Consider the following 26,314-nt stretch of genomic DNA (forward strand, 5'->3'; position numbering starts at 1 on the left):
CGATATTTCTAACTTGGCGCAAGAGGAGAAAAATTGGAATACATGAGTGGAAATCTGGCTTTACGCAGTTTTAAATTGCAATTGTAAAATTTATGTTACAACACCTTCAATTAACGCAAACGTTTACCAAAATAATAAGTAAAGCAAGTTATATCAATGCATTATCATATACGACATCAATTTACACGCCGTTCCACAATGTAAACAGTTTGTTACCGCTGTGATTTTTGTGGGCAGTAACGCGCATTTATCATTCAAACAACGTCAAGATAAAGATATTTATATGGAATGACTGACGATAAGTGTTAGTATCATTTTTTAATCACAATACTGGCAATAGTTATGGCACGCCGAACTCACGAAGATACCCAAATCACGATCAACACCATTCTCGATGTCGCAACAGAGCAACTGATTACACTTGGATACGAGAAAATGTCTTATACGACGTTGAGCGATCAAACGGGGATATCGAGGACGGGAATAAGCCACCATTTTGCTAAGAAGGTCGATATTCCGAGAGCACTGCAAGGTAGATTGCTTAAGATGATGATGGATAAGCTCGACCTTTCTGACAATGAAGCTGCGTTTATCAGCAGTTGGAAACATCATTTTAATGATGCTGAATTTATGGCAATTTGGCGCCTGGCATTGTTGATGACAGTTTGTGAATTTCACACACCCTACCTCTGCGACTTTCAACGTCAGGTAGAGGCTGTTGCTTTCTACAAGTTAAATAAAGACTGTAAACACATTATCGAATGGTTGATAGGATTAACTCTGCTCACTCTTCATAAAGCTCAATAGCAATCACTCTCTCCGAGTAAGAGCGCACATACAAACTTTTTGTTTTGGGCTCACAAAACAGAGAATGAAAGCAATAAAATCAAAGCGACCGAACCCTTTTCAGAGTTCGGTCTATCCAGAAAGGCAGTGCGAGAGGACATGAATAAACAGAGACTGCATTAATCCACAGATATGACATTGCTTCAATAAATGCAAGGTAAATTACAGTCGAACAGGCAGATATATTAGTGAGCTTTCATCAGTTACATAAGTGATTCGAGCGAGCTTACGAATTTCTTCTAAAGCTCAACAACTCGTTTTCGTAAAATGAATGGACGTTGCCAATTACAGATAGTAGCTATAAGTAAATTTTAACTCTGTGCCCTGCCTGTTGTGACCAAAGCTCTGTTCGGTATCATCAAAAAACTCAGTGTAGGTAACCTTTCCCCAGTGCTTGCGATTTTCTGTAAAAGGTGTTTGGAACGCGAGATCGAGTTGGAGCTGATTAACCGTCCCCACACTACCACCAAAATTAAGTGAACTAAACTGCGGGTTTACCTGAACATGCGTGCCATTTTCATGTAGGTAGATAGAGTTTAAGTAATTGAACTGAAAGCCATAAGTGTAATCATCTGTAATACCTAATCGGCTATAAGTACTGTTATTTTGTCCGATAGCGCCGGCTAGTATTGGGAAAGACAGCCAGTTTTTAAATGGGGTGTTAACTCGAATCAGGCCACCAACAGCAAACAAACGATCCGAAATTGCGTCAGTAAAACTGGTTTCGATGTAGTCTAGAGACACACCAACCATAGGCGCGTGCTGCCACTCAGTATGGCTAACCTCGAAGTAACGAGCCCGCACTTGGGACAAGTTAAAGTCTTCGCTGCCCACCTTGCCTCTATCTTGCCCTTGAATGGTTAACTGTCCTAGAAAGAGATTGTCGTTGCTTTTTTTCCCTGATATTTGCCCTTGGATTTGGGCAAAGTCATTATCCTGCTCCCTAAAGCTCTGCTTACCGTAAGTGATATTAATCACTGAGGATACTTTTGTATGGTCACCAGGATCTGGTGCATCTTCCGGAGTGATATGCTCATCAGCCAGAGCATAAGACGAAAAAAGGATCAGGGCACTACTTAGCGTTATTTTCTTATAGTTAGTCATGGTCAAAAACCTATTGCGCGTTATTGGATAAATGGTCATTGTCGACATAAACCAAATTCCAAATCACTCTAGATAAATTGCACCTTGCTAGATAACAAAATAAAAAAACAATAAGTAAAAAAAAATAGTTTCCTAATGATACCCTGCCCTAGAACCCAATCACGGAGGCACCACGCTGAGAATTCAGACAAACATAAAATAGACAATGGAAATCCTTCCTCACAACACATTTATACATCAAATGGAATTCTCATTTATTGTCACTTATTTATGCTCGACTACTGTTTAAAATCTCATTTTTGAGTTTTCAATTTTCGATGCGGCTCATTTATTGCGGTAGATCAAAATCAAAAACCTCGGCACCCAGTTAGCATATTTATCGACGTAATGACATTGAGAATACTAAATGGCCAAACTATGCCTTGAGCCACCGATTTATAAGGTGGGCGATCTCTACTACTCACCAACATCCGCTGTGGTTGATAATCAGGGAGAGTTGAGTCGCTTGCGAGCACGTGAAGCGAGCTTATTCTATGAGTTAATAAAAACCTTTCCTGATGTGCTATCTCGCAATTCAATAGAACAAACGCTCTGGAAAGATTCTTACGCGACAAATGCAACAATCAATCAAACGGTTAAAGCACTAAGGTTTTCACTTCAAGACGCAGACAGAACGCTCATAAGGACCATTCCAAAGCAAGGTTATGTGCTTTCCGCTGCGCCACAGATTGAAGAATCTTACGGTAAACCAATTGTTGAAGAACAAAAGCAAACTGAACGAGTCCTAAGTGATAACCAGCAAGAGGATACGCTCGAGCCAAGATCCAACGTAGTACAGTCTGTCGCCACAATATTTGTTGTCGCCATTGCTTCTTTTGCACTTTCCGCGTCAGGCGTTTTTGTTTCTAAGCCCAATCGTATCAGTCAACAATATGGCAAACACTGGATACTCTTTAATGCAACAGAACAAGAACTCGCGTCTTTGCCAGTGAAACAAAATGAGTCCACTAAATACATCACCAAGCATGAGTCATTCTATAGAGTTTGCTCTGAAACAACAGGGGTTCTTGAATGCCAAAAAATCGACTTTTAGCACTGTTTCTGCTTACAGTAATTGCCGGACTATCAAGCTTTCTAGGAAATCAGGTCTACCACTATTTGAATGACCCTTTCCGCCTTTATGAAGGAGGCTGGCAAGGGGAAGGTGCGATATACATTGGAGATAAAAAGATTGATAGCAGCGCTTTCATGCTTGTCAATAGTAATGATATTAGGCTTTCGATTAATAACAGATACCAAGACTTTAGCTACACATATGATGGTAATTTGGTGCTGCAGCAACGAGAACACGTGAGTGCGCATTTCGATATTGAAAACCGACATGTACGTGGATTGGAAGCATTTATCGAAAACACCAAAATAGATGTTCCCCTAGGTGGAAACCTATTGCGCTTGAACGCTTGGCATTTAGATGAAGGAAGAATATTTGTCGAAGTTGAACAAAGTAACGGCTTGGACGTATCTTACATTTTAACTAGAAAATCAGATAGTTAATTTGGTTTTATGTTTTTTTACTTCCGATTTTAGAAATACAATTTTTTTTGTTCTAAAGATACTTTTTTTGGTTGGAGAGCAAATAGGCTCACAAGGTTAAATAGCGATGAAGATTATTTCATAACTATAACGACTTGAGCTTTTGGCTCTTCAACTAAAAGGTATCTACAATGACGGTATCCGCTTCTACTATTCCTACTCCTGAGGAGAAAACAGGGCTAGCCAAATGGTTTCCTTTAATTGTTCTTCTCGCCGCACAATTCTCTACCATGGCTGACAACTCTGGCCTTGCTATCTCTACCGATGCTCTAATTGCGTTGCACGGCGCATCCATGCCACAAATTCAAATGGCAAACGCTATGTATCCTCTTATTGCAGGTGCAGGTATGATTGCTGGTGGCTTAATCGGCCTTATTATTGGCTGGAAACGCCAAATGATTATTGGCGCCGGCATGCTTGCTGTAGCTTCGTTCGGTGCTGCTTTTGCTCCGAATATGGAAGTTCTAAACTATGGTGCGCGTGTTGGCGCTGGCTTGGGCGCTTGTTTGCTCATCCCTGCGGTTCTCGCAAACGTTGCTGGCATTTATAAAGGCAAAGACCAAGCCATTGCATTTTCGGCCATAGCTGCCTTGGTCGGACTTGCAAGTGCTGTAACCCCGCTTCTATTTGGTTTTATTCTTGATGTCGCGAGCTTCCGAGTTGCGTTTGTTGGTTTAGGCATCTACTGCTTGCTAGTTATGTTTGGCAGTATGAAACTTCCAACACTTGATTCTAGCCCCTTCAAAGGCAAGCTAGATACGGTTGGTATTGCACTCGCTGGTATTGGTTTACTTTGCTTTGTTACAGGTCTACTGAAGATTTCTGAATGGGGCCTAGTGGCACCACTAACAGACTTCACCATCCTTGGCATGTCTCCAGCAATCCCAACGGTACTACTTGGCGCTGCCATTCTAAAAGCGTTGATGGTATGGGAACGTCGCTTCGAGGAACAAGGTGGCACACCACTACTGCCGTCTTCATACAGTAAGAATCCTCAAGTTGTAGTCGGCCTTGTGCTATGTGCAACTATCTTCCTGCTATTTGGCGCAACTGGCTTTATTAACGTATCTTACATGCAGCTTGTTGCGGGTATGAGCGCATTCTCTTCAGGCATGGCACTGTGTGCTTTCGCATTAGGCATGATGATCGGTTCACTCGGTGCGCCAGCTAAACTGGCTCACCTAACTTGCCAAAGAGTCTGTCAGCTAGGCTTTATCATTGCAGCTGCAGGTACTGGTTTAATGTTCTTTGGCTTCACCGCTGATGGCATCACCTTCTGGCAATATGTCTCACTGACCATCTTTGGTACTGGTGCTGGCCTACTTGCTTCACAGGCATCGATTGTCGTGACATCAGCTCTGAGTGAGCGTGAAGCACAGCAATCTGGCGGTATTCAGGCTACATCACGTAACGTTGGTCAAGCATTTGGCGTTGCGATTCTAGGCTCTGTAATGCTGTTTTCTCTGACTGGTGCAATCAAGTCTAATGTAGCGGAGCATGAAGCATTATCTGCAGAAACTAAGCAAATCATTATTGAACAACCTTCTCTACCATTCGTATCAAACGCAATGGCAATTGATCTAATGGAGCACTTAATCGTTGATAAGGAAGAACAACGTATAGTGATCGAAGTAATGGCTGAATCACGTCTGCAATCTGTTCATTACGCACTGTTTGCGTTGATTGGATTAATGCTTGGCGGGTTAGCGCTTTGTTCAAAACTACCCCAACGCTCATTAATGAAGAATTAACGGTGACATTAAAGCCTCGGCAATGCCGGGGCTTTATTCGTTTACCTCTGCAAACCTAGTGAGATTCTATGGATAAAACTAAAGATAAAAAAACGACTTGGTTGCTCATTGCACTGTGTTTGGCGCAATTCACGCTCTCCGCAGACGTAGCAAACCTGTCGATCTCAACCTCAGCGCTCGTTAATGTATTTCAAACAGACATTTCCAACATTCAATTTTTGGGAATTGTCCAACCTCTCGTTGGCGCTGCTTTCATGCTCCCTGCTAGCATATTAGGCTTGATCATCGGCTGGCGACGACTCCTGATCCTTGGGACATCAGTAGGGTTCATCTCTACGCTTGGTTTCATGACCATTGATAACATCAACACAATTTCGCTCTTGATTCGCCCGCTTGCTGGCATTGCATCCGCACTGATTCTTCCAGCAGTCCTGGCTCTTGTTGTTGCCCATTTCCCTGGAAAAGATCGTGCTATCGGCTTTGGACTCATGGCGGCTTCTACGGGGCTAGCAGCAGCTCTCATCCCTTTACTTAGTGGCTGGCTACACGATAATACCAGTTGGTTTTGGCCATTCATTCTTATAGCGGTCTGCTATTTTTCCTGTCTTATTGCCGCCATTTTTGGGATTCGCCCTATACACACCAATCAACCAACTAAGTTCGATACGGTTGGGGCGATATTGGGTGCGGCGAGTACCGTAACTATCTTTTTCGGATTGGTAAAAATACCTTACTGGGGGGCAATTAAAGTATTAAACGGAGCTAATGTTCCTACATGGCTGAGCTTTGTTTTTCCTTTCAGCCCGGCTCTATTTTTGCTCTGCTTTGGAGCCATGCTCTTTACACTGTTCGTCATCCAGCAAATACGATTTGAGAAACGTCACGGCTTTGCTTTGCTGCCGTTCAGTTGGTTTAAAAACCGTGCATCACGAACAGGTTTCATTGTTCTCGCTTTAATGTACATTGCGCTCGGTGGCAGCAGTTTTGTTATCGTCACTTATCTACAAGTCGCAATATCCCTTTCATCTGCACATTCTGGGGCAATCATTCTTCTTTTCTCTGCATGTATGATTGGTTTATCCATCGCGACACCAATCGTATTCAAAAAACAGTCACCAAAGAGGCTATGTCAAACCGCTTTCATCGGGATGTTAACCGCTAGCGCTACCCTAATATTCTCAAGCCAAAGCCTGTACATACTGCCACCCTTCTATCTCGGAATGGGCATACTTGGTGCTTCTATGGGTATTTTGGCATCACAATGCCCTGTCATCATTACTAGCGCATTAGGAGAGCGAGAGGCAGAGCAATCTGGCGGCTTACAAGCAACGGTAAGAAACATCGGATTAGTGCTGGGAATCAGCCTATTTGGTGGTTTGAATCAATGGGCAATGGATCACAGTATTCGTTCAAATCATGAGATAACTACCTACTACCCTCGCTCTTTTGTCTCTGATTTAAATCAAATATCTCATGTGCCCTATATCGACGATAGTCGAGTTGAAGTGCTACTCGAACGCTATCAACTTGATTCTCACCAAACCTCCTATCTATTGAACGAAAATGCTAAGGCTCGCGCATTGGGGTTCAACCTTGCAATGGGAATTCTTGCCACTATCGCACTTCTCGGTGGTTATGTGAGCTCTCAAATCCTCCGTCAAAGCACCAAGTGTAAGACTAAACCAACGAAGATATCGCAACCCCCAAAACCTCTGATGAAAGGTCAGCATTAAGTTTCTGATCGTCCGTTCCCATTTTCTTATCTTTATCTACGCTGCATCAACTTAACTCAATAGTGGATGCAGCTCCCTTTTAAACGTTACCCTGCCATTCCCTGTGCCACTGAAAGCCTTACTGAACTTAAAGCCAGTCGCTCTGTTTACTCCGAAGGCAACAATAATACTAATCGTGGTAAATAACTGATCATTCTAGCCTGTTATAACGCTCGATAACTCTGCTCACTGAGTTACTGTGATTGGAATAAGGTATAGCGATACGAAGGTACGAAGATATGAAGATATGAAGGTATGAAGGTATGAAGGTATGAAATCTTACATCCAAATCACGAATGCTGAACTGGATGCATCTAACTTGCCTTAAGTCGTGGATTCAGAGGTCAATTGAGAACCCCAACCAAACTTACCATCATGCTTCTATATTAAGAGCTCGACATTGGCAAACCTTCCACTTACAGATATAACGGAGAACTCAACGCGAAACCGTTCTTCTGAGCGAATCTAAAGCATGACTGCACCGCGATGTCTTTGCTAGCTGTCCACGATGTAACATTTCAGTAATACGACGCTGAAGAGCGAGTAAGGCTAAAACAAGCCTATGCATCCAACTGATATATACCCAAGTAACCTCGAGATGCTAGGTTCAGCGAGAATGACTTGGTTTGTAGACGCGGCGGCGATTTAAAGGTCTAGTGGTTCTAAATCAAGAATCGGCAACAAAGTATACAAGCCAAGGCCCTTACTATTTGTAAAGAGTGCCCTTTGGGAGCGTGTCATTGACTCGGTTTTTTATTAAACCAATGGCTGCGTCAAACAACTTGGAAAGAGCTGGCTATTACGCTGCGTTGTTTTCCTTGAACTCGAATCAATGACAACGCTCTGAATCCTGCATCTTGAAGTCACTTGGGTATACCGACATAAAATACAAAAAAAGAGCACTGATTAGGTGCTCTTTGACTTGAAGTGAAAGTGTGAGATTTATATTAAGCCATTTCTGGTTCTTTCACTGACGTTGTAACCGTTTGGTGCACTGTGACATCGCCACCCAGCACTGTGGCATGCACACGAATATCTTTAATTTGTTGCTTAGGTGTCTCGAGAGGGTTTGCATCCAAAACTGCAAAGTCTGCAAGCTTACCAGCACAAATTGAACCCTTGCTCTCCTCATGACCCATTAGGTACGCTGCGCCTAGCGTTACCGCATGTAGAGCTTGCTCTGCAGTTAGGCACTCTTCTTCTCCATATACATTTCCAGAGAAGATGCACTGGCGGTTCATCGCCCCCCACATCATAAACAGCGGGTTTACCTGAGTTACACCATCATCACAGTGGATAGAGAACGGAATGCCTTTCTTCGCAGAGGTTTGGAATGGATTCAGGCGCTTAACAAGCTCTGGCCCAACGGTTTGAGTCGCGTGCACGTCACCCCATACTGGAATATGAGTGCCAAACAGGTTGTGACAAACACCCATCTCTTTCATTCGATCCATCTGCTCATCTGTCACCATTTGGTTGTGCTCTAAACAGTGGCGTGCATTTGGCATTGGCGTGTCTTTTTGCATACGCTCGATAAGGTCTAACAGTTTTTCTGTTGTACCATTGCCGTTACAGTGGAAAGAGATATTGTAGCCCGCCTTATGAAAAGGAAGAGAAGCTTCATAGATCTCTTCAATATCACGAGTCAGTGATGTACTTGGCTTGCCATTATAGAATGTTTGTCCGTCCAATAAGTTAGCAGTAAACCCTTGAATAGAGCCATCGGTATTCACGTATTTAACACTACCAATGCTTAAACGATCGTTGTTCTCTGCTTTCATCGCATTCGCTTCATCCACGCTGAATACGCCAGCAAGTGGGTATGCAGTCACACGAAGTTTAAATGCTGGGTTTGAACTGAGTGCTTGATACAACGGATATGGGTTCGATGGAATACCCATACCACAATCAGCAACGGTTGTTACGCCGAGTGAATGCGCAATGTTCGCGTAATCAATCAATGTTTTTCCGATAACAGCAGGATCAGTGCCATAGTTAAATGCGCCAACATTCAGTGCACGATATAGATCTTTCATCTCTGCAATATCACCCGTTAGTCGGCCGTTTTCACGGAGAATAAACTCTGGATCATCATCTAAGCTGTACCCTACTTTTTCGATTGCTTGCGAATTCATTGTGGCTAAGTGGCAACTCGCATGCATGAAAAAGACTGGAGAATCATCAACCACTGAATCAAGGAAATCGCGGTTTACTACGGAGCCATCGGTCATCAATAATGGGTCAAGACCCCAAAGGTTAAGCCAGTCACCTGTTTTCCCTGCATTATCATGCTCTTGTTTTAATTCTTTAATGCGGGCTTTTAGCGTCTCTTCCGTTGAGCAGCCTTTGAGTAGTTTGCCACCAACACCTAAGCGATCATACTGGCCGCCATACTCGAACATGCCTGTAAACAGAGCCGCCATCAGCGGGTGCATGTGGGCTTCAATAAAGCCTGGAACAATCGTTTTTCCTTCAAATTGTTCGTCACAGCGATAGTCTAAATTCTCACTATTTAGGTATGTTTCAGCTTGGTCTTTGGTACCAGTGAACAGTATCTTACCTTCCTTTACAACGACAGCGCCTGCTTTCGGCTGCTCGGTATTCATCGTAATGATGTTGCCAGTGTATAAAACGGTTTCGTTGCTATATTCAAGGCCAGGTTTAAGAGTTGTTTTTGTTGTCATGGTAAAACTCCAAATATGTAGGATTCATCGTTATATGTATACCCAAGTGAATTCTAGATGCAGGATACAAAGTTACTTGGGTATTTTTGTTCCTCTTCAACTTGCCTTAACCAGTGCTTTGTTTCGAGAATTTAAAAATGAAATAAAATGATGAAATAAAATCCGGACATAAAAAAAACTAAAGACCCTGATTTTAAAGGATATTTATCATCACAAGTGATTCTGATGTCGTTCAAAGAACATATGGACTTCAAAGCTACCAACTGGATACTCAGTACCGTGTTCACTGTCAAAAGAAGCTGACGACAACTCTAGGAAAAGAAAAAAGCTAATTAGGACACTTATAATAATTAGAACGAATAGTCGAAAGTAAAAACTCATCACTGCACACCTTATTTATTAGCCGTAGTGGTCTATTTATAGTGCTTATTTTTTCCTCATTTATTGACAACCTAGTCTTTAAAACAATTTCTTATCTATTGTCATTTTTATTTTTTATTTCACGAACTAGAGCGAGTCATCTCACACCGGTTGAAATAACGGATTTCGTGACCACCGCATCAGATCCGGTATTTCGCAGGTCAGAACAATGTCAGGCAGCGGTGTTTTTTGATTCAAGACAGTTTTAAAGGGTTTAAGGTGTGTAATAAGAGGTGTTCTGTTCCCTTTCGGGCCCGAGCGATAACGCTGCGTTCCCGACCAAGAAAGAAAGAGACACCCAAATGACACAAATTAATCAAGAACGTCTAGTTGAACATTTCTGCCAATTGGTTCGCATCGATAGCGAATCTATGAACGAAAAACAAATCGCAGAAACTCTGGCTGAGCAACTGGGCGAATTAGGCTTTACAGTTCACAAACTTCCTGTACCAGAACACATTTCTAACGGCTTTAACGTATACGCACGTCTAGAAGGTAAAAAAGAAGGCTCTATCCTAATGAGCTGTCACATGGATACCGTAACACCTGGTATTGGTATCGAGCCAATCATTGAAGACGGTATCATCCGCTCTAAAGGCAACACGATTCTTGGCGGCGACGACAAATCTGGCATTGCCGCGATCATGGAAGCGGTTCGCTGCATCCAAGCTGAGAATCTAGAGCATAAAACGCTAGAACTGGCTTTCACTGTGCATGAAGAAGGCGGTCTGTTCGGCTCTGAGTACTTCGACATGACACACGTAACATCTAAAGAAGCGATCGTACTGGATACAGGCGGCCCTATCGGCACTATCGTAACAGCAGCACCTGGTCAGCAAAAAATCGTTGCGACTATCAAAGGTCGTCCTGCACATGCGGGGCTAGCACCTGAAGAAGGCATCAGTGCGATCATGGTAGCAGCCGACGCAATTAATCAAATGAAGCTACTTCGCATCGACGAAGAAACTACGGCAAACATCGGCATGGTGAACGGCGGTCAGGCAACGAATATCGTAATGCCAGAGCTAAAAATCGTTGCTGAAGCTCGCTCTCTAAATGGCGAAAAGCTAGAAGCGCAAGTAAATCACATGATCTCAACATTTGAGTCTGTATGTGAAAAGCATGGCGCAGAAGTTGAAATCGAATCAAGCCGCGCGTACGACGCATTTGTTATCGAAGAAGACAACGCGCACGTATCTGCAATCAAAGCAGCATTTGCTGACATGGGCATCGATGCGTTCACCAAAGGCACAGGCGGTGGTAGCGACGCGAACAACTTCAATAAGAAAGGTCTAACAACCGTAAACCTTTCGACTGGTATGGCAAAAGTCCACACTACGGAAGAATTCATCGCGGTAGACGACATGGTGAAAATCACTGAGTTCGTTAAGCACTTCCTAGTGAAATAATCTAGAGAATAAAGCGCAACTAACGCTGAATTTGAAACGCTAACGGGGATCCTCTTCTTGTCTTGTGCATGAAGGGGATTTTTTATTTCCGTAGAGTAACGCCCTACTTTTCTTGCCAACCTAAGCCACTGAAAAACGTTTATCCCTCAGAACAATATGGCGTACGCATACATAGAAAACGTCATTTTGTATAGATAGATAAAAGCGAATTTGGACATAAGATACCAATCTAATATCACCACTGGATCAAAGGTGGAAGCAAAATCACAAGCAGTATTCTTGCTATCTATTTCGATACCGAATCCCATCAGATAATCAAATTCGTAAGCAACTCTCATCAAGATCGCTTATGCAACTCCCCATATCGTGCTGAGTTTCTGGCGGCACACGAATGTCTATTCAATTGGCAAAAGTAGAGTCTAATATGAAGAAAAATACGCTCGCTTGGCTGATCTCCTCTTTCCTAGGAAGCACAGCCACTTTCGCATACGCGAACCACGATCTGACACTGGTCGAAATCGGGAATCAAACCTTTGAACGCATTGAAATGCTCAAGCAATTGGCAGACAAAGGCGAAGGAACGTTTCAACGCGATGGAGAAACCTACCTTGATTTTCAAGGTTATGAATACTGGGTGAACTTCGATGGCTATCCAAAGTTCCCTTTCCTATCTGGTGATCAAGACCAAGCCTACCGTAATGTCGTAGACTTCGTCGGCCCTGATTGGGAATTCATCATGTACAACGGCGGCTTTTACTTGATTCACAAAGAGTTTGGTGTGATGAACCGTGACGACACTGGTTGTTACGTTGAATACATTCCTGCTGCGCGCGGCTCTAAAGGTCCAAATGGCGAATACATTTGGCAGTCAGAGATGATTCAAAATATCGAAACTTCTGACTGTGGAAACCTGTCCGCACCTAGTATTGATGCCCTTATGGTTGCCAGCGTTTCTGATCAAGGTGTCCAACTAAAATGGGCAGCGCAAAACGCGAATGACAATGTGGTTCTGACATTGACTGAATCAGGCACTGAGCCTGTTCGTTATGACAACGTTCAATCTGGCTTGTTCATTGGTAACCTGAAACCAGACACTCGGTACACCGCTGAGCTTTCGTCATGTAATGCAATAGATTGTCTCGAGCCTAAAAAGATTGAGTTTACGACCAGTACCGCACGCCTTGGCTACGCGGACGAATTGGCGCTAGTAAATCACTTGAATGGTGATTTGACTGGTTCTATCCATTTTGCTCAAACCCATACTACTACTGGCCCAAATCAAAACGATGTGAACCTGTTCCCTGACTTGGTGATCGACCGTGAAGCTCTGCTTTTATTCACGCCAGAAGACAAAACCGTTCAACAAGTTTGGGTAGAAGTGAACTTTGAAGGCACTGTAATCACTCACCTCCCAATGCTGCCACCAAGCGCGCTTGCGGCTTCTGATCAGCCAGATAATGGACGTTCTAAAGTGGTGTTCTCCCATCACGCGTGGTCACTGCCGCTACAATGGGATTGGATGAAGCCAGGCTTGTCGCTGCGCTTGACCGATAACACTGATCGACAAGGCGACTTAGCTGCTAACGAACTTGTCTTTGGCGGCGCGCCGGAGCTTATCATTCAAAACATCGACATGGGTATGCTCACGGCGCCGCGTGATGGCAACACCATGATCAAAAACATGGCAAAGCTGAGCGCCGATTACTTCCAGAAAATCTCAGCCTCTAAACTGGTGATGGCGGATTACACAGCCGCTTACTTCCCGAAAGTAACGCTGCCAAACGGTAAGGTTTACACCACAAGCTCCGATGGTGAAGGTGGCTGGCACGGTGGTGACATGCGTGAAGCCATTGGTAAAGCACTGGTCTCTACTGGTGTGAATAACGCAAACGTCGGCATTGTCGATAGTGCTGGCTATTCGCAAGCTTACAATAAACGCTTCAACCACATTACTGCGCACACCAACCGCGGCGTGTACACCAATGGCATTATTGATCATGGCGGCAGTGGCGGCGGTGGCATCGTGACGTTAACGGCGACAACTGGTAACGAATGGTCGCACGAGCTGGGGCATAACTACGGCCTTGGTCACTACCCTTGGTATGCTTCTACGCACGATTTGGAATCTGGCTGGGGTTGGGATGCTCTGCATCGCCGCTTTATTGGTAACTTACACTGGACAGGTGAAGCCACGACTAACGATGTGGGTGGTGAAGTGGTACCACCATTTGCGGGTGAATTCCGCTTCATGCGTGATGCGCAAGCCGGTGGCGAAGCCGCACTATTAGGCACCATTAGTCATTACACGTTAGAGCACCCTTCTCAGTCTCGCCGTGTACAAACTTGGCTCAATAACGGCTTTAACGTTGATTTAAACAGCTCGACTGGCTATGTTCGTTGGAATCAAGAAAGCCAAAGTTACGAAGAAGCACAAAACGACACGCCAGTGCCTAGTAAGGCTGGCGTGCCTGTTGTCACCATGTTGGGCATTTACGATCCGCGTAACGAACTTGCAAGCCAAGTGTACCCACTAATTTACTCCAACTACGGCAACGTATTTGAGCTGCCTTCTGCACCCGACGTAACTTACCATCCGGAAGGTTGGCAAGCGGTGTCTTCTTTGTCTGACGAGCAAATTCAACAAGATTTGTGGCAGACGATGAAGGTCAACAACCAGCAGGCTCGTATTTGTCAGTTCAGCTACACAGCAAGCAACGGCGAAAGTGCAAACTTCGTTGGTACAGTCAGTGCGGATATGGTGCGTTGTGAAAGCAGCGAAGACATGTACTGGAACATCAATGGTCAGCGTGAGCGCATGATATCTCAAGATCATGACTACTCACTGCTGTCTAAATACGGTGAAGGAGCTGTAACTTACACGCCGAACGCCGAAATTGGCGAAGTGCCACTTTGCGTACTTGATAAATCTGGCACGAGCCATGATGGTGCAGGCTACTTTACCTCTTCCCACTGCCAGCAGTTTAGTGGTGTGAAACACAACAACGGTGTAGATTGGCGTTACGCGCGACATCAAGGTGGAATGTATCAGCCAAGTATGGTCTCTCAACGTAGCTGTGCGGTTACGGTGGAGCGCCAAGATGGCTCAGTACAAAACATTGCGGTTGCAAGTAGCCGATTAAACGACTCACAAAGCAATAAGTTCCACTTTAACCTAGAGCAGCTGCCACTGCCGACTCGTGTCACCTTAAGTTGTACTGACGTGAATGGTGAACAAGTGCTCGATAGCTTGATCCCTGATCAAAACCCGGCGATCGATAAGCTTGTTGGTCCTATCTTTGTTGGTCAAGAGCATGGCTACAAACAATACGTTGATGAACAAATAATGTTTGCCGACAACGCAGCGTTAAACCGCATCGACTTTGGCTTTGTGGCTGATTTCGACAAGTTCGTAGCAGACAACTATGGAGCGGGTGTACTGAGCAATGGTGAGACAAGCGCAGAACGCCGCGCTGGTGCACTTTACGTGTACCCTAACCCAGTCACCGGCACTCGCGATTACTTCCTAATGCGTGATATCTCTGCGGCGGATTTCCCAACCAACCAAGCAGACAATGAAGGCTGGAAGTACCTAGGTTCAGCGGAAAACCATGTCCAGTTTGGTTTTAACCCACTGAAAATCGATCGTAGTAACATCGACAATGCACAGCGTGTTGCCAGCTACTTCAATCAACCTCAGTTGCTAACTTGGGAACAAGCGAGTTCAACGACATGGGGACAATCTGAGAACGCTATTTTCATTGATACCGATGAAAGCGGTGAGCGCCGTTACTTTATGCAAAAACGTCCGGGAGTGAACAGCGCGTTGCCAGCTCAGAACACATCTGACGCTGATTGGCGCTTTATTGGTAGCGATACGGATATTGAACAGTACATTGCCGAGCTCAACAGTGACTTAGCTAAGTTTGAAGCCGAAATCTTAACGTGGCACAAGCAAGATCGCATGGGAATTTGGGGTGAGAACAACAACACGGGAACGATAAACGATATTTACGTGTATCACTTCCGTGGTGGTTATCATTACTACCGCCTCATTGACGGAAAATACTGGTACTTCCCTTGGCCAACAGAGGAAAATCCAAATAACGCTGATTGGCAGTACTTAGGGCACTTCTAAGCCCTAATCTATCTAAAACAAGCAGCATCAAAGATCGATATCAACAAAAAGCCCTCGACTCCGAGGGCTTTCTTTATTCAGTTCATGCAGCTCTATTTTCGTAAAGTAGAGAGATTTGTTCTTTCAACGAATACAAGAACTCAATATTGGGAGTTTTATCTGTATACAACTCGTACTCAAGCGAGTTGTAAAAATATTCTTTTGCTGATGAACTAAGAACCTTGGCAAACGATAACGACTCTAGCTCTTGCTCTAATGCTTTCGTATTTAAGCTTGTGTAGCCAACGGTATCATCTTGATCAAAGTTAGATTTAACATTACGAACGTAAGCATGACAGTCTTCTATTAACAGTCTCACGCTTTCTATGCGTTGCTCCAGATTCATCAATTGCGAGCCGTTCCACTTAAGCTTCTCTTGCTCAAGTTTCTCTGCAAGCCCGCTTTCTACAAGTTTTGTATTGCTATCCTTGATTCTTAACAGTTCATCGAGAACCTGGAAGTATTCGGACTCTGCCTTAAGTCTCAAGATCTCCAACTCCTTGGAGAACAGTTTTGCTCTGAGTTCGCTTGCCTGATACAGGCCCGAAATCACAGCTTCTTTGCTAACTCCAAACATAAAAACCTACCAAAACATACTTTATTGAAACAGTAGCACATCAAAGCTAAAGACAACCACATCACATAGAAAATGTGCTTCACATTCGCATTAATTTGTTAATTGTAACTCATAATCTTAGTTTGATATTACTACTGACCACGTGCTATCTGAAGGAAAATCACACAGTTATTCTGATAAAAGTATTTACTCACTATCATCAAAAATTTGATCAATATTATAAATTAAAAATAAATATAGAGCACAAAAATACTATTTTTGTTTTCAAACGCTATTGTCAGACTTTTGACAACTTATCGCTGTTTTTTGAACAGCCAATTTGTACCTAAATCACTAGATGCTTTGGCTTTGGTTACCTATCACGTTAGAATGCGGCCTCTTTTCCTTTTCTAACGCATTCCCATGACTGATGCTGATATCGAGCTGCAACACCTTTGGTTAGAAGTCCAAGCTGAGCGCTGGCAAAACCTCTCACGCTTTTTGTTTAGCTATTACTGCTACAAACACCACCTCGTCAGTAAAACCAATAAAGTGTGTTGGGAAACAGCCCGTGCTTTACTGCCCTGTTCTAAGACGATTAGCGAGCGCAAACATGCGGTTATCGAACCGCTGATACCAGAAGATACGGTCGTTGGACTATTAAAAACCATCAGTAAAGATGGCGACATGAGCTTTGAAATGATGACGAGCACACTCGACACGTTTTTGCGCTATGTTGTGATCAGTAAACAAGAAAAAGCCCGGCTTAAACCCAACATGCCGGCAATCTGGTATCAGCAAAAGACTAAACCATTAATGGCACGCTTTGAGCTCGTGGGAATTGTCATTTAAGGTAATATCCCAAACTACGCAAGCCATCTATCATCGTCGTTTAACATCAAATTTGATGTATCTCGTGCAATAACCAACCGACTAAGATGCATACAATCAGTACTACGCACCGATTAATCTGAGGCACTTTTCTCTCGATGATCATGGACAATCGTAAGTATCAGGTGTGGCACTGTTAACGCGAACAAAACGACAAACACTGTGGGTAACCACTTGTTACCATCAAAATCGTTTGGCAAGAAGAAAAAAAAGCACACAGCGATGATAGCTGCGCTAACCATAGGAATTGCAGATGCCTTGACTAAAAAATACCAAGATAGCCTGTATCTCCTCTTGATATCAAGAGTATGGAGTGGCCCGTGCAACCCACAAAAATAAACGCAGAAATAGTACAGAACTGGTAGTGCATAACTCGTTAAACTCAAAACAACCAACCATGTTATAAGTTCTAAAGATATTTGGCGGAAATCGATGAGTAAAGCAGTTAAACTCAGCAGCCCCAAAATTGACATCGTTAAGACAATATTGCGAGTCGCATCGTGAGGAACGCCAAGTGCACTGAAATACATGGCAACGGAGTCAGGTTGGAATAACGCGGGCATTGCTAAAACGATAATTCCCAGCTGTCGCCATTTTTTTGGTGCTATGTTCATCCAGTCGCAACCGAAGTGGTAGGCAGCTAACGCCAGGAACAAACAAAGGCAAAAAGTTGGAAGCCACAACCAAGTGAACAGGCAGCACACTACCACCAAAAAATAGGCAATACATGCTGTCGCCAAAGTTACTAGCGAAGAACGCTTCTCTACCGTTAGCTTGTTCAACATGATGATATCTAATGCACCATGGGGCAAGCCAAATACCAGAATGGCAATGAGGGGGGTGAGGTCGCTAAACGTAAATTCGGAAAAAAGCCCAGATAAGATGGCAGCACTTAAATAAATCGCCCCCAATTGAGTAGCAGATGGTTTTTCGTAAGATATCATCCGATCATTCCGATAGCGGCACTCAAAAACACGCGCTTAGGCATAGAATTTATGACACTGACAATATCAGTAACCGTGGCACGCTCTGTCATAAACCTTGAAAATTGCTCAGGCGATGTACCTCTCGCCATACGGCTAAATATCTCTACGGCCATATCCGGTCGGTTACGCAGTACTTTCAAAAAAACTTTATCAAGCCAGTGGTATCTCCTTGGCGATTTGAAAGGTGTGACTGCACCACCTTTTATTATTTGTTGGGCAAAGTGTTCACTGGCACGTTGTATTGAAATGAAGGCGTAGCCTGTTGCTGCTCGTATGTTGTGCCCGCGGATCCCAATTGAATGCCAACGAGAATTACCAGGAGGTTTGCCATGTTGTGAAGTAGAAAGCGCAATATTATCAGTTGTCATCGGGAGGACGCCATGCTCCCACGAGACAATGTCTTCTTTCATTAATCCCATATTACCGACGCTTAATAGAACCTTTTCCTCCAAGCACGTCTTAGACGGTAATTGAGAGGAAAACTGCGTTACTTCGATCAATGCATAATTCACATCAAAAGGCAGGACATAAATAAACTCTATGCCCTGCTCTATCGTTTTCATATCAACCATCAAATCAGCAACATTATCAGAAAATAACGGGCTAGAGCTGCTTACCCAAGCCCCTGAAAAACATTGAAGCATACCATCGGGCATACTTTCGGAAGGCATATGATGGCGGCTATCAAAACCAATTGTGGCCTCAACTAAATATCCGTCATAACAAGCCGTCACGCATCGATCGTTATGTCCTGTATTTGTGACATCGGCCCCGAACACCAAAGTTACGTTACTAGCGGCCTTAAATGTTTCAAGACAATGAGAAAAAAAGTCAACGGCCTTGATGCAAGAGTATCCCTGGTCACCGGTTGTTACAGCATGTATGGTGTCAGCGATTTTCCAAGAAGCCCAAGTTTTGCTGACGATAGGACGAAGGTACGTTGGTATGTATTCACCCTCCCAGAAACACCATGTCTTGTTGTTATCGACGTCTCTTTCCTTTTCTAGCATCACAATGTGACCACGATATCCTTGTTTTAAGAGCGCCATTGCAAGTGAGCATGTTGATAACCCGATACCAAGCATAACAACGTCAGCTTTAAGTGTTACCATCAAATTCGCTCCTAAACTTTTTGTATTCGCTTAAAAGAACCAAAGGCTGGTGAAGGCAAGCATCATGTCCTCCAGTCGCTTCGAGAGCACTGGTTGATAGAGCGGACATAGCAACGGCAACTTTGGAAAACGGTTCAACCACTGTTCGGCCTTTCCAGTACTGTAAGCCCCTTTTTCTGAGTTTGACTCCAATTTGCCGGTATACAGACTCTGCAACAATGATTGCACGACGACTTGGTGGTGGAAGGTATTGATACCCTTGACGAGCACTACTGTAGTATTGGTCTGCAAGCGTCAACAGTCTCACTATCGCATCACTTACTGTGGTTCTCACAGATTCCCGCTCATCCGAGGCAATGTCTTCAGGTGTAATCGGACACCACTGATAAGGTAAATACCGACGCCCCATTTCAGCATCTTCAAGGACGTCTCTGGCAATGTTTGTGAGTTGTAATGCTATCCCCAGATCAATGGCGTAAGGCATCCCTTTATTATCCGCTTTTAAAATCGGGCACATCATTAACCCTACCACGCCAGCAACTCGGTAAGCATATTGGATCAATTCGCATTCACTTTGGATCAGCACCGAGTCAATGTCACTTTGCACGCCTCTCACCAAAGTAAAAGCGTGCATAACCGGAATATCGAGTTGAGATGAGAGCTGGAGGAAATCGTCGACAAACGGCTCATCAGACTTTCCCAACGACAGCTGTCGCTGTACTTCCTCCAAACTTTCGAAAGCCAGCTGTTTATTAGCTGTACTGTCGGCAATATCATCAATACAACGGCAAAAGTAGTACAGCCTAGCGGCTTGCTCCACCTGTTGTTTACTGAGCAAAAAACTGGCAAATCTCCACGTTTTGCCATGATTCGACAAACACTTAAGAGCCGTATTTTCCATGGTTATCTCCAGACAAACGACTAGACAAATTCATACGCGGTTTCGCAGTGTCACTATTTGTCAAAAGGGTGCCGCTCGAACGCCCTCTAGCATGGTCTCCCGTAACTTCAGGGACAACTTTATCCAATACTTTTGCGGAACAAAGAACACCAGGGAGACCGGCTCCTGGATGGCTGCCCGCACCAACGACAAACAGATTTTTTAGCCCTTCTCCTCGGTTATGAAATCTAAAGTAAGCCGATTGTGTGAGGGTGGGCGCTATGGAAAATCCCGCTCCATTTATGCTGTTGTAATCGCACTGAAAGTCACTAGGTGTCATACAAAATTGTTCAACAATACAATCGCTCAGACCTGGCAATAGAGTTTCACTGAGTGCGTTTACGATCTTATCGCTGTACTTATTTTTTACCGTTTCCCAATCAACATTGGACTCTAGGTTAGGTACTGGAGCAAGCACGTAGAAACTATCGCATCCCTCTGGAGCCATATTGGGGTCTGTCGCGGTTGGTCTATGGACATAAAGAGAAAAATCATCAGCTAACACTTTTTCGTGGAAAATGTCATTAAGTAAGCTTTCATAACGCTTCCCTAACCATATAGTGTGGTGAGCGACGTCCTCGTACTTTTGTGTCGTCCCGAAATACAGCACAAAAAGCCCCATCGAGAACTTGGCATGGCGTGACTTGAGTCTGGCCGACAGGGTTTGGTCCTTCTTCGCAATCATCTTTCGGTATAAAAAGGCTGGATCAGCATTCGACACTACCACGTCGCAGTCCATGAGATCGCCATTAGATGTCTCGATCCCGGACACTTTTCCATTTTTAGAAACAACACTTTTCACTTCAGTATTTAATTGAATATCTATACCGTTTTCGAGCATTAGTTTTTTCAGGCCGTTCACTAATGCGCCCATCCCACCGATGGCAAAGTGCACTCCCCATTTTAATTCTAGGAAGTGAATGAGGTTATAAATACTTGTCGTGTCGAAGGGGTTTCCGCCAACAAGCAAGGGCTGTATAGAAAATGCTTGTCTTAATTTCTCGTGCTCTAAATGCTCACAAACCAATTGCCACACTGTTTTGTAACACCCCAAACGAATCAGGTTAGGTACTTGCCTAATCATTGATAGTGGATTGTGAAAAGGCTCATCCGAGAGCTGTGTAAAGCCAATGTCGAAAATAGATTCGGAGGTAGCTAAGAGATTTTGGTAACCAATAACATCTTTTGGAGAGATTTTTTTTATCTCTTCCAACGTGGCTTCAAGAGTGCCCCCATAATCGAATGTCGTATTATCGTGGAAATAAAAGCGGTACCAAGGTGTTACTGGTACAATCGAAACATACTGGCTAGTCTTTTTACCGAACAGGGCAAACAGTTCATCAATTAAAAAAGGAGCCGTGATGACGGTTGGACCTGCATCAAAAATGAAACCGTTGCGTTCGAACACCCTGGCACGCCCGCCCAGTTGATCCCCTTTGTCTACCAGAGTTACGCTGTAACCTTTAGCGCAAAGTCTTAGCGCAGATGCAATACCGCCAAAGCCTGCACCAATGACTATCGCTCTACCTGAGACTTCGGAATGATTATGAGCCACCACATTGCTTCCCCTGTGCCAAGAAAAGTAGTTTTCGTATCACGCCTTGCAGGCTCTCGCTGTGCACAGTCGGCATCAATAACAAATCACGTTCACAGCTTTTGATTAAATAAACAGCCCGAGCTTGAGTGAGCTTGATGGCATCTTCTGGCTTTCTGTCTAACAGATTTAAATTCAAAAGGTTTGGACGACCTCGTGTAGCATCTTCAACACTGTCTTTGATGTCATCTAATATTTGATATGCGATTGCCAGACTGGATGCCGCATGCCTAGCTGTTGGAATTTCATTCAACCTGCCACTGCTGATTAATGGTAATTCAAGCGACAGAGCGAGTAGCGGACCAGCCTTCTTTTCAGCAATGGATTCGTAGTTTTGTGGACTTATGTGTTCTCTCGCCGTCAGGTCGGCATTTTGCCCTTCAATCGTGACCGAAACTGCATTTTGTGTAGCCTCGAGGAGCTGCGGCAAAACGTTTGGGGAAGAAATACTAGCTAGAATACCGAATGCTCTCGCTATCAGATAATCCCCGGTACATATGGCAACATTTGTCCCGAATTTAACCCACACAGCACTCAGGCCACGCCTCAATGAATCACCATCTTGTATGTCATCGTGTATAAGCGAAGCGTTGTGCAACAACTCAACGGCGGAGGCTAATCTCATGGCATCTTCATCATTAACTCCTAGGCACAATGATGTATCTAAGCAGACGCGCATTCTAATACGGCTTCCACCTGTCATTAAATGATAATAAGCGGGTTGGTTGCCAGATACGGCGGACAAAAGGAACTCCTCGCAATCTTGGTAGGTATCCCTTTTTTGACTGGCTTTACTTCGAGAAGAACTGCTCATTGTCAACACCCTTCTATTCATCCAAGTAATTGCAGATAAGAATCAGGGAGCAAAGCCCCCCGTTCGTATGGGTTTGAAGACCGCGTGTTATGCCTTGGCGTCTTGACTTTCCGAAGTCGCTGCGTACCAGATTAGCAGGCCAAACGCAATTTTATTTACTACGTCAGCTAGGTTGTACACTAAGTTCAGAGAAGCTTCATCAACCGCTCCCATCATGTACCCCAAAACGTAGCCTAGAGGATAAATCGCCCAACCAACGGTCACGATCCAACGCATTAGGTTGTAAGCAAATTTCACTGAGTCGCTAGCTTGATGCTTCGCTGCTCTGCCTGCTTCACCGAGGAATATTTCGTACAGAATGTAGAACCACCCCAGCATACCGATGACGAAACCCACTGTAACACTGATATAACCGACTTCACCCAAAAAGCCTGCAATTAACATAACCAAGGTACCAACGAAAAGGCGCCAGAATATACCAGCGGAGGCTGCACCTATAGCACGAAGTATGAGGTAAAACTCAATCATCAGCAGTGGGACGGTAAGTAGCCAATCAATATAGCGGTAGACAGTTGGAGTTTCGCCTGTAGCGACCCAAACATCCCTCATATAGAAATAATGAACTGCGGCTATCAAAGTGACCAATGCAGAAACGGTCAATGATGTCTTCCACTTCGCTGTTACTCCCTGAGTTTCCCACAAGAAGAAAACAGTTGAAGCCATCAAGGCCATCGAGATTAGCCAGAAGGAAATACCCACAAAGTCATTGGGTTGCAAATTGGCTGCCGCATTTGCTGCATTAGGGAAAACTATAACGGCTGCGGCCAATATTATATTGAAATGCAAGTTACGCTTACGATTCCATTTAAGGAGCGGTATAAAATTTTTAACCAGATTTTCCATAATAGTCTCACTTGTTGCCGTTGGTTTTGCGAGGACCACACGTTTAAAACTATCTCGCTTCTCAGAATTGGTTACGAAAAAATTACTTTGAATGATCAATAAGTAATGCTCAAAAAAATAATAGTTGACATAATCACGTTGTCCAGAGAGGACTTCGTAACTCCAAAATCTACCAAATAGAAGCGTAGAGCCAATCTTCTAGGCCATTATTACCTGCGAGATCCTAATCAATATCTCGGTCAATTCTAATTTGTTAAAATGTTCGTAGCATGCTCATTTAACGTTAACGCCCTACCTAAGCTCAGACTTGTGTAGGGCATCTTTCTATTTTATTCCTGCGGTCTTTTTGGAGTCGACCTCAAACCGAGTTACACTACGCCCTCTTTTTCTTTTCTGACGCATTCCCATGACTGACGCTGATATCGAGCTGCAACACCTTTGGTTAGAAGTCCAAGCTGAGCGCTGGCAGAACCTGTCACGCTTTTTGTTTAGCTATTACTGCTACAAACACAACCTCGTGAGTAAAACCAATAAAGTGTGCTGGGAAACTGCCCGTGCTTCAATACCTTGTTCTAAGGCGATTACCGAGCGCAAACATGCGGTTATAGAACCATTGATACCGGAAGATACGGTCGTTGGACTATTAAAAACCATCAGTAAAGATAGCGATATGAGCTTTGAAATGATGGCGAGCACACTCGACACATTTTTACGCTATGTTGTGATCAGCAAACAAGAAAAAGCCCAGCTTAAACCCAACATGCCAGCAAGTTGGTATCAACAAGAGAGCAAGCCATTAATGGCACGTTTTGAGCTCGCCAGAATTGTCATTTAAGGTACGTCGATGCAATTACAAACCCTAGGTAAAGGACGCTTTGAGGCGCAATGGAGTGAAGATAAACATCTCATCGAAAAAACGATCCGAGATTGCATCTGTACGCGCCGAATTTTTGATGAAAACGAAAAGCTCCTCACCCAAGGTGAGCATGTCGAAAACTTATATCTGGTCGATTCCGGTCGTATCTCCATGGGTGTCACAGCAAGAAACGGCAAAACCTTTCTGCTTGGTACGCTTGAGTGTGAACAACAAGTCTTTGGTGAAATGGAGTTCTTTACTGGCTATCGCTGCCAAATGGACATCGTTCCGGTAGAACCGGTTGAAGTTGCGATTATTGACGCGCAAAAGCTGCAAAAATGCCTGTTAGAACAGCCTCGACTGTCGCTTTACTTTGCCAGCGCCATCGCGATTGATTACCAAGATACGGTGGAGATTCTTTCTCGCCGATTACTCTACCCAATCACCTACAACGTGGCATACGACATCTATCATCAGTATTTAAATGATCTTCCAGTGGATGGGTTCCAAAAGAACTATTTGGAAGCGGAGCGATTTGCCACCTCAGATCGTGTTTATCGCCGCGCGGTGAAAGAGCTTGAAAACAAAGGCTTTATCGCTAAAGAAAAGAAAGGACTACGTATTCTCGACTTGGACGGACTGCGTAATTTTGTTGAAGAATAGCTGAGTTCTTCACTTATAAACGAGAAAAGGTCTGCACAGTGCAGACCTTTTTGTTCTCTTACTTAACTTCATTTAAGCGGTTTGCGTTTGCTCTACTGTCTTAAACTTCATTGAAACCACCAGCATTGCGACGACTGCTGCGTAGATAACTGGGATGACGTACATCACGGTTTGCAGACCAACCACGCTTTCCATTACCGAACTGATGGCTGGGCTGAACATCGCGCCCGCACTACCGCTGATTAAGATGTAAGACACGTTCTTACTGGTTGCATTGCGCACAAACGATACACCATAAGCGATGAAAGCATTGTAAAGCGCTGCACAAGCAAAGCCGTAACCGTAAGTCAGGTATGACAGCCATTCTAGTTTATCCGTAGTAACGATAACGCTGGTGATCACCATAGCAACAGAGATGATCGTCAGTAGAAAAGTTTGAATCTTCATGCGTGAAACAATCACGGTAGAAACCAACGCACCAACCAGAGCGGCAGACCAGTATTGAGTGATGATGTTGCCCGCTTGCTCAAATGGGATATCAAACTTCTCTTTTACGAACATTGGTGCCCAAGTTAGGAAGGTGTACAGCGCAAGCATACCTAGGAACAAACCTACGCCACCGCTGATGATGCCGAAGTTCCATTCAGATTTTGCTTCTTGTTCAGAGCCGCTTTCACCACCACATTGGTTAAAGTTAGTCAGCAAAGCAACAAACATGGTTGCCAACGCCACAACGCCCACGCTTAGGTAACTGATGCTCCAGTTCATTGCGTTCGTCAGCGCGTAAGTAGTGATCAATGGGAAGATGACGCCTGCAATGTTAAAGGTCGCGTCTTGAACCACCAGCATGGTGCTTTGAATTTTGTCTTTCCATACCGATACCACGATAGTACCCGCGATACAGAGACCGACACCGCCACAGAAACCAATCACCGTCATGCCAAGCATCACGATAAACAGAGAAGGCGCGACGTATAGACTCAGTGCCGCTGCGGCAATCGCGCCGTAACACAATACGGTCATGCGTTTAATGCCGATTTTTTCAATCAAAAAGAAAGCCGCGATCGTACCGGCAAGTGCGCCGCCGTTTAATAGCGAGAAAATCGATGCGACTTCGTTAACGTTCGCATCAAAGGTGTTGGCAAGCGGTTCAACCAACATACCAAATTGGGTCGCAAAACCCGCCATAATGAAGTTGGCGAGAAAGCTAATTGCGGTGAGTGTTATTTTATTTTTCATAATTCAC

General features: G+C 44.2%; 20 protein-coding genes. 10 read left to right on the forward strand and 10 right to left on the reverse strand.

Going from position 1 to position 26,314, the window contains the following annotated elements:
* The first annotated feature begins 342 nt into the window (after window positions 1-342).
* Complete coding sequence (locus GXP65_RS08535; RefSeq protein WP_162092558.1) at window positions 343-807, forward strand: TetR family transcriptional regulator; 465 nt, start codon at window positions 343-345, stop codon at window positions 805-807.
* A gap of 324 nt (window positions 808-1,131) precedes the next feature.
* Here the strand turns inward: GXP65_RS08535 and GXP65_RS08540 are convergent, their stop codons facing one another.
* On the reverse strand, window positions 1,132-1,950 hold the full coding sequence (locus tag GXP65_RS08540; protein WP_162092559.1) for a hypothetical protein: 819 nt from the start codon (window positions 1,948-1,950) through the stop codon (window positions 1,132-1,134).
* Window positions 1,951-2,356: 406 nt separating this feature from the next.
* Between GXP65_RS08540 and GXP65_RS08545 the strand changes: the two genes are divergently transcribed.
* The 4 genes from GXP65_RS08545 (at window position 2,357) to GXP65_RS08560 (ending at window position 7,027) form a co-directional block, all read left to right on the forward strand.
* The gene (locus GXP65_RS08545; protein ID WP_162092560.1) at window positions 2,357-3,043 is read left to right on the forward strand and encodes a winged helix-turn-helix domain-containing protein; all 687 of its coding nucleotides are present in this window, start codon (window positions 2,357-2,359) and stop codon (window positions 3,041-3,043) included.
* On the forward strand, window positions 3,022-3,504 hold the full coding sequence (locus GXP65_RS08550) for a hypothetical protein (RefSeq protein ID WP_162092561.1): 483 nt from the start codon (window positions 3,022-3,024) through the stop codon (window positions 3,502-3,504). The genes GXP65_RS08545 and GXP65_RS08550 overlap by 22 nt, the downstream gene beginning before the upstream one ends.
* 170 nt (window positions 3,505-3,674) lie before the next feature.
* Window positions 3,675-5,294: an MFS transporter gene (locus tag GXP65_RS08555; protein ID WP_038885321.1), complete on the forward strand. Its 1,620-nt coding sequence runs from the start codon at window positions 3,675-3,677 to the stop codon at window positions 5,292-5,294.
* 68 nt (window positions 5,295-5,362) lie between these two features.
* On the forward strand, window positions 5,363-7,027 hold the full coding sequence (locus GXP65_RS08560) for an MFS transporter (protein ID WP_162092562.1): 1,665 nt from the start codon (window positions 5,363-5,365) through the stop codon (window positions 7,025-7,027).
* A gap of 986 nt (window positions 7,028-8,013) precedes the next feature.
* Here GXP65_RS08560 and GXP65_RS08565 read toward each other — a convergent pair.
* Window positions 8,014-9,750, reverse strand: coding sequence for an amidohydrolase (locus GXP65_RS08565; RefSeq protein ID WP_162092563.1), 1,737 nt, complete (start codon window positions 9,748-9,750; stop codon window positions 8,014-8,016).
* Between the two features lie 722 nt (window positions 9,751-10,472).
* Here GXP65_RS08565 and GXP65_RS08570 point away from each other — a divergent pair.
* Both GXP65_RS08570 and GXP65_RS08575 read left to right on the forward strand, forming a co-directional pair.
* Window positions 10,473-11,579, forward strand: a complete 1,107-nt coding sequence (locus tag GXP65_RS08570; RefSeq protein ID WP_005427839.1) for a M20/M25/M40 family metallo-hydrolase — start codon at window positions 10,473-10,475, stop codon at window positions 11,577-11,579.
* A gap of 424 nt (window positions 11,580-12,003) precedes the next feature.
* On the forward strand, window positions 12,004-15,714 hold the full coding sequence (locus GXP65_RS08575) for a M66 family metalloprotease (protein WP_162092564.1): 3,711 nt from the start codon (window positions 12,004-12,006) through the stop codon (window positions 15,712-15,714).
* A gap of 82 nt (window positions 15,715-15,796) precedes the next feature.
* Here GXP65_RS08575 and GXP65_RS08580 read toward each other — a convergent pair whose 3' ends face one another.
* The gene (locus tag GXP65_RS08580; RefSeq protein ID WP_162092565.1) at window positions 15,797-16,330 is read right to left on the reverse strand and encodes a DNA repair protein; all 534 of its coding nucleotides are present in this window, start codon (window positions 16,328-16,330) and stop codon (window positions 15,797-15,799) included.
* Between the two features lie 402 nt (window positions 16,331-16,732).
* Between GXP65_RS08580 and GXP65_RS08585 the strand changes: the two genes are divergently transcribed.
* On the forward strand, window positions 16,733-17,161 hold the full coding sequence (locus GXP65_RS08585; RefSeq protein ID WP_162092566.1) for a hypothetical protein: 429 nt from the start codon (window positions 16,733-16,735) through the stop codon (window positions 17,159-17,161).
* A 113-nt stretch (window positions 17,162-17,274) separates the two neighbouring features.
* Here the strand turns inward: GXP65_RS08585 and GXP65_RS08590 are convergent, their stop codons facing one another.
* The 6 genes from GXP65_RS08590 to GXP65_RS08615 all read right to left on the reverse strand — a co-directional run bounded on the left by GXP65_RS08590 (window position 17,275) and on the right by GXP65_RS08615 (window position 23,405).
* Window positions 17,275-18,144, reverse strand: coding sequence for a Brp/Blh family beta-carotene 15,15'-dioxygenase (locus GXP65_RS08590; protein ID WP_162092567.1), 870 nt, complete (start codon window positions 18,142-18,144; stop codon window positions 17,275-17,277).
* Window positions 18,141-19,298: a lycopene cyclase family protein gene (locus GXP65_RS08595; RefSeq protein WP_162092568.1), complete on the reverse strand. Its 1,158-nt coding sequence runs from the start codon at window positions 19,296-19,298 to the stop codon at window positions 18,141-18,143. Before GXP65_RS08595 ends, GXP65_RS08590 begins: the two co-directional genes overlap by 4 nt.
* Window positions 19,285-20,199, reverse strand: a complete 915-nt coding sequence (locus GXP65_RS08600; protein WP_162092569.1) for a phytoene/squalene synthase family protein — start codon at window positions 20,197-20,199, stop codon at window positions 19,285-19,287. The genes GXP65_RS08595 and GXP65_RS08600 overlap by 14 nt, the downstream gene beginning before the upstream one ends.
* A complete protein-coding gene (crtI, locus tag GXP65_RS08605; RefSeq protein WP_162092570.1) occupies window positions 20,180-21,793 on the reverse strand; it encodes a phytoene desaturase family protein in 1,614 nt (537 codons plus the stop codon). Before crtI ends, GXP65_RS08600 begins: the two co-directional genes overlap by 20 nt.
* Window positions 21,783-22,646, reverse strand: coding sequence for a polyprenyl synthetase family protein (locus tag GXP65_RS08610; RefSeq protein ID WP_162092571.1), 864 nt, complete (start codon window positions 22,644-22,646; stop codon window positions 21,783-21,785). Before GXP65_RS08610 ends, crtI begins: the two co-directional genes overlap by 11 nt.
* Before the next feature lie 87 nt (window positions 22,647-22,733).
* Window positions 22,734-23,405 carry a bacteriorhodopsin-like gene (locus tag GXP65_RS08615; protein WP_346265902.1) on the reverse strand — a complete coding sequence of 224 codons (672 nt, stop codon included), beginning with the start codon at window positions 23,403-23,405 and terminating at the stop codon, window positions 22,734-22,736.
* Between the two features lie 550 nt (window positions 23,406-23,955).
* Here GXP65_RS08615 and GXP65_RS08620 point away from each other — a divergent pair.
* Both GXP65_RS08620 and GXP65_RS08625 read left to right on the forward strand, forming a co-directional pair.
* A complete protein-coding gene (locus GXP65_RS08620; protein WP_162092573.1) occupies window positions 23,956-24,384 on the forward strand; it encodes a hypothetical protein in 429 nt (142 codons plus the stop codon).
* Between the two features lie 9 nt (window positions 24,385-24,393).
* On the forward strand, window positions 24,394-25,068 hold the full coding sequence (locus tag GXP65_RS08625) for a Crp/Fnr family transcriptional regulator (RefSeq protein ID WP_005439924.1): 675 nt from the start codon (window positions 24,394-24,396) through the stop codon (window positions 25,066-25,068).
* Window positions 25,069-25,140: 72 nt separating this feature from the next.
* On the opposite strand, the gene tsgA is transcribed toward GXP65_RS08625, so the two are convergent.
* Window positions 25,141-26,307: an MFS transporter TsgA gene (gene tsgA, locus GXP65_RS08630; protein ID WP_162092574.1), complete on the reverse strand. Its 1,167-nt coding sequence runs from the start codon at window positions 26,305-26,307 to the stop codon at window positions 25,141-25,143.
* Window positions 26,308-26,314: the final 7 nt, after the last annotated feature.

The organism is Vibrio sp. LB10LO1, from assembly GCF_010092875.1.
Taxonomy (GTDB): Bacteria; Pseudomonadota; Gammaproteobacteria; order Enterobacterales; family Vibrionaceae; genus Vibrio; species Vibrio campbellii.

Bases quoted from the DNA above. Each gene is read 5' to 3' on its own strand.
- GXP65_RS08545 (WP_162092560.1), top strand. From the start codon at position 2,357: ATGGCCAAACTATGCCTTGAGCCACCGATTTATAAGGTGGGCGATCTC.
- GXP65_RS08535 (WP_162092558.1), top strand. From the start codon at position 343: ATGGCACGCCGAACTCACGAAGATACCCAAATCACGATCAACACCATT.
- GXP65_RS08575 (WP_162092564.1), top strand. From the start codon at position 12,004: ATGAAGAAAAATACGCTCGCTTGGCTGATCTCCTCTTTCCTAGGAAGC.
- GXP65_RS08625 (WP_005439924.1), top strand. From the start codon at position 24,394: ATGCAATTACAAACCCTAGGTAAAGGACGCTTTGAGGCGCAATGGAGT.
- GXP65_RS08570 (WP_005427839.1), top strand. From the start codon at position 10,473: ATGACACAAATTAATCAAGAACGTCTAGTTGAACATTTCTGCCAATTG.
- GXP65_RS08550 (WP_162092561.1), top strand. From the start codon at position 3,022: ATGCCAAAAAATCGACTTTTAGCACTGTTTCTGCTTACAGTAATTGCC.
- GXP65_RS08620 (WP_162092573.1), top strand. From the start codon at position 23,956: ATGACTGACGCTGATATCGAGCTGCAACACCTTTGGTTAGAAGTCCAA.
- GXP65_RS08600 (WP_162092569.1), bottom strand. From the start codon at position 20,199: ATGGAAAATACGGCTCTTAAGTGTTTGTCGAATCATGGCAAAACGTGG.
- GXP65_RS08555 (WP_038885321.1), top strand. From the start codon at position 3,675: ATGACGGTATCCGCTTCTACTATTCCTACTCCTGAGGAGAAAACAGGG.
- GXP65_RS08565 (WP_162092563.1), bottom strand. From the start codon at position 9,750: ATGACAACAAAAACAACTCTTAAACCTGGCCTTGAATATAGCAACGAA.
- GXP65_RS08590 (WP_162092567.1), bottom strand. From the start codon at position 18,144: ATGATATCTTACGAAAAACCATCTGCTACTCAATTGGGGGCGATTTAT.
- tsgA (WP_162092574.1), bottom strand. From the start codon at position 26,307: ATGAAAAATAAAATAACACTCACCGCAATTAGCTTTCTCGCCAACTTC.
- GXP65_RS08580 (WP_162092565.1), bottom strand. From the start codon at position 16,330: ATGTTTGGAGTTAGCAAAGAAGCTGTGATTTCGGGCCTGTATCAGGCA.
- GXP65_RS08560 (WP_162092562.1), top strand. From the start codon at position 5,363: ATGGATAAAACTAAAGATAAAAAAACGACTTGGTTGCTCATTGCACTG.
- GXP65_RS08540 (WP_162092559.1), bottom strand. From the start codon at position 1,950: ATGACTAACTATAAGAAAATAACGCTAAGTAGTGCCCTGATCCTTTTT.
- GXP65_RS08585 (WP_162092566.1), top strand. From the start codon at position 16,733: ATGACTGATGCTGATATCGAGCTGCAACACCTTTGGTTAGAAGTCCAA.
- GXP65_RS08610 (WP_162092571.1), bottom strand. From the start codon at position 22,646: ATGAGCAGTTCTTCTCGAAGTAAAGCCAGTCAAAAAAGGGATACCTAC.
- GXP65_RS08595 (WP_162092568.1), bottom strand. From the start codon at position 19,298: ATGGTAACACTTAAAGCTGACGTTGTTATGCTTGGTATCGGGTTATCA.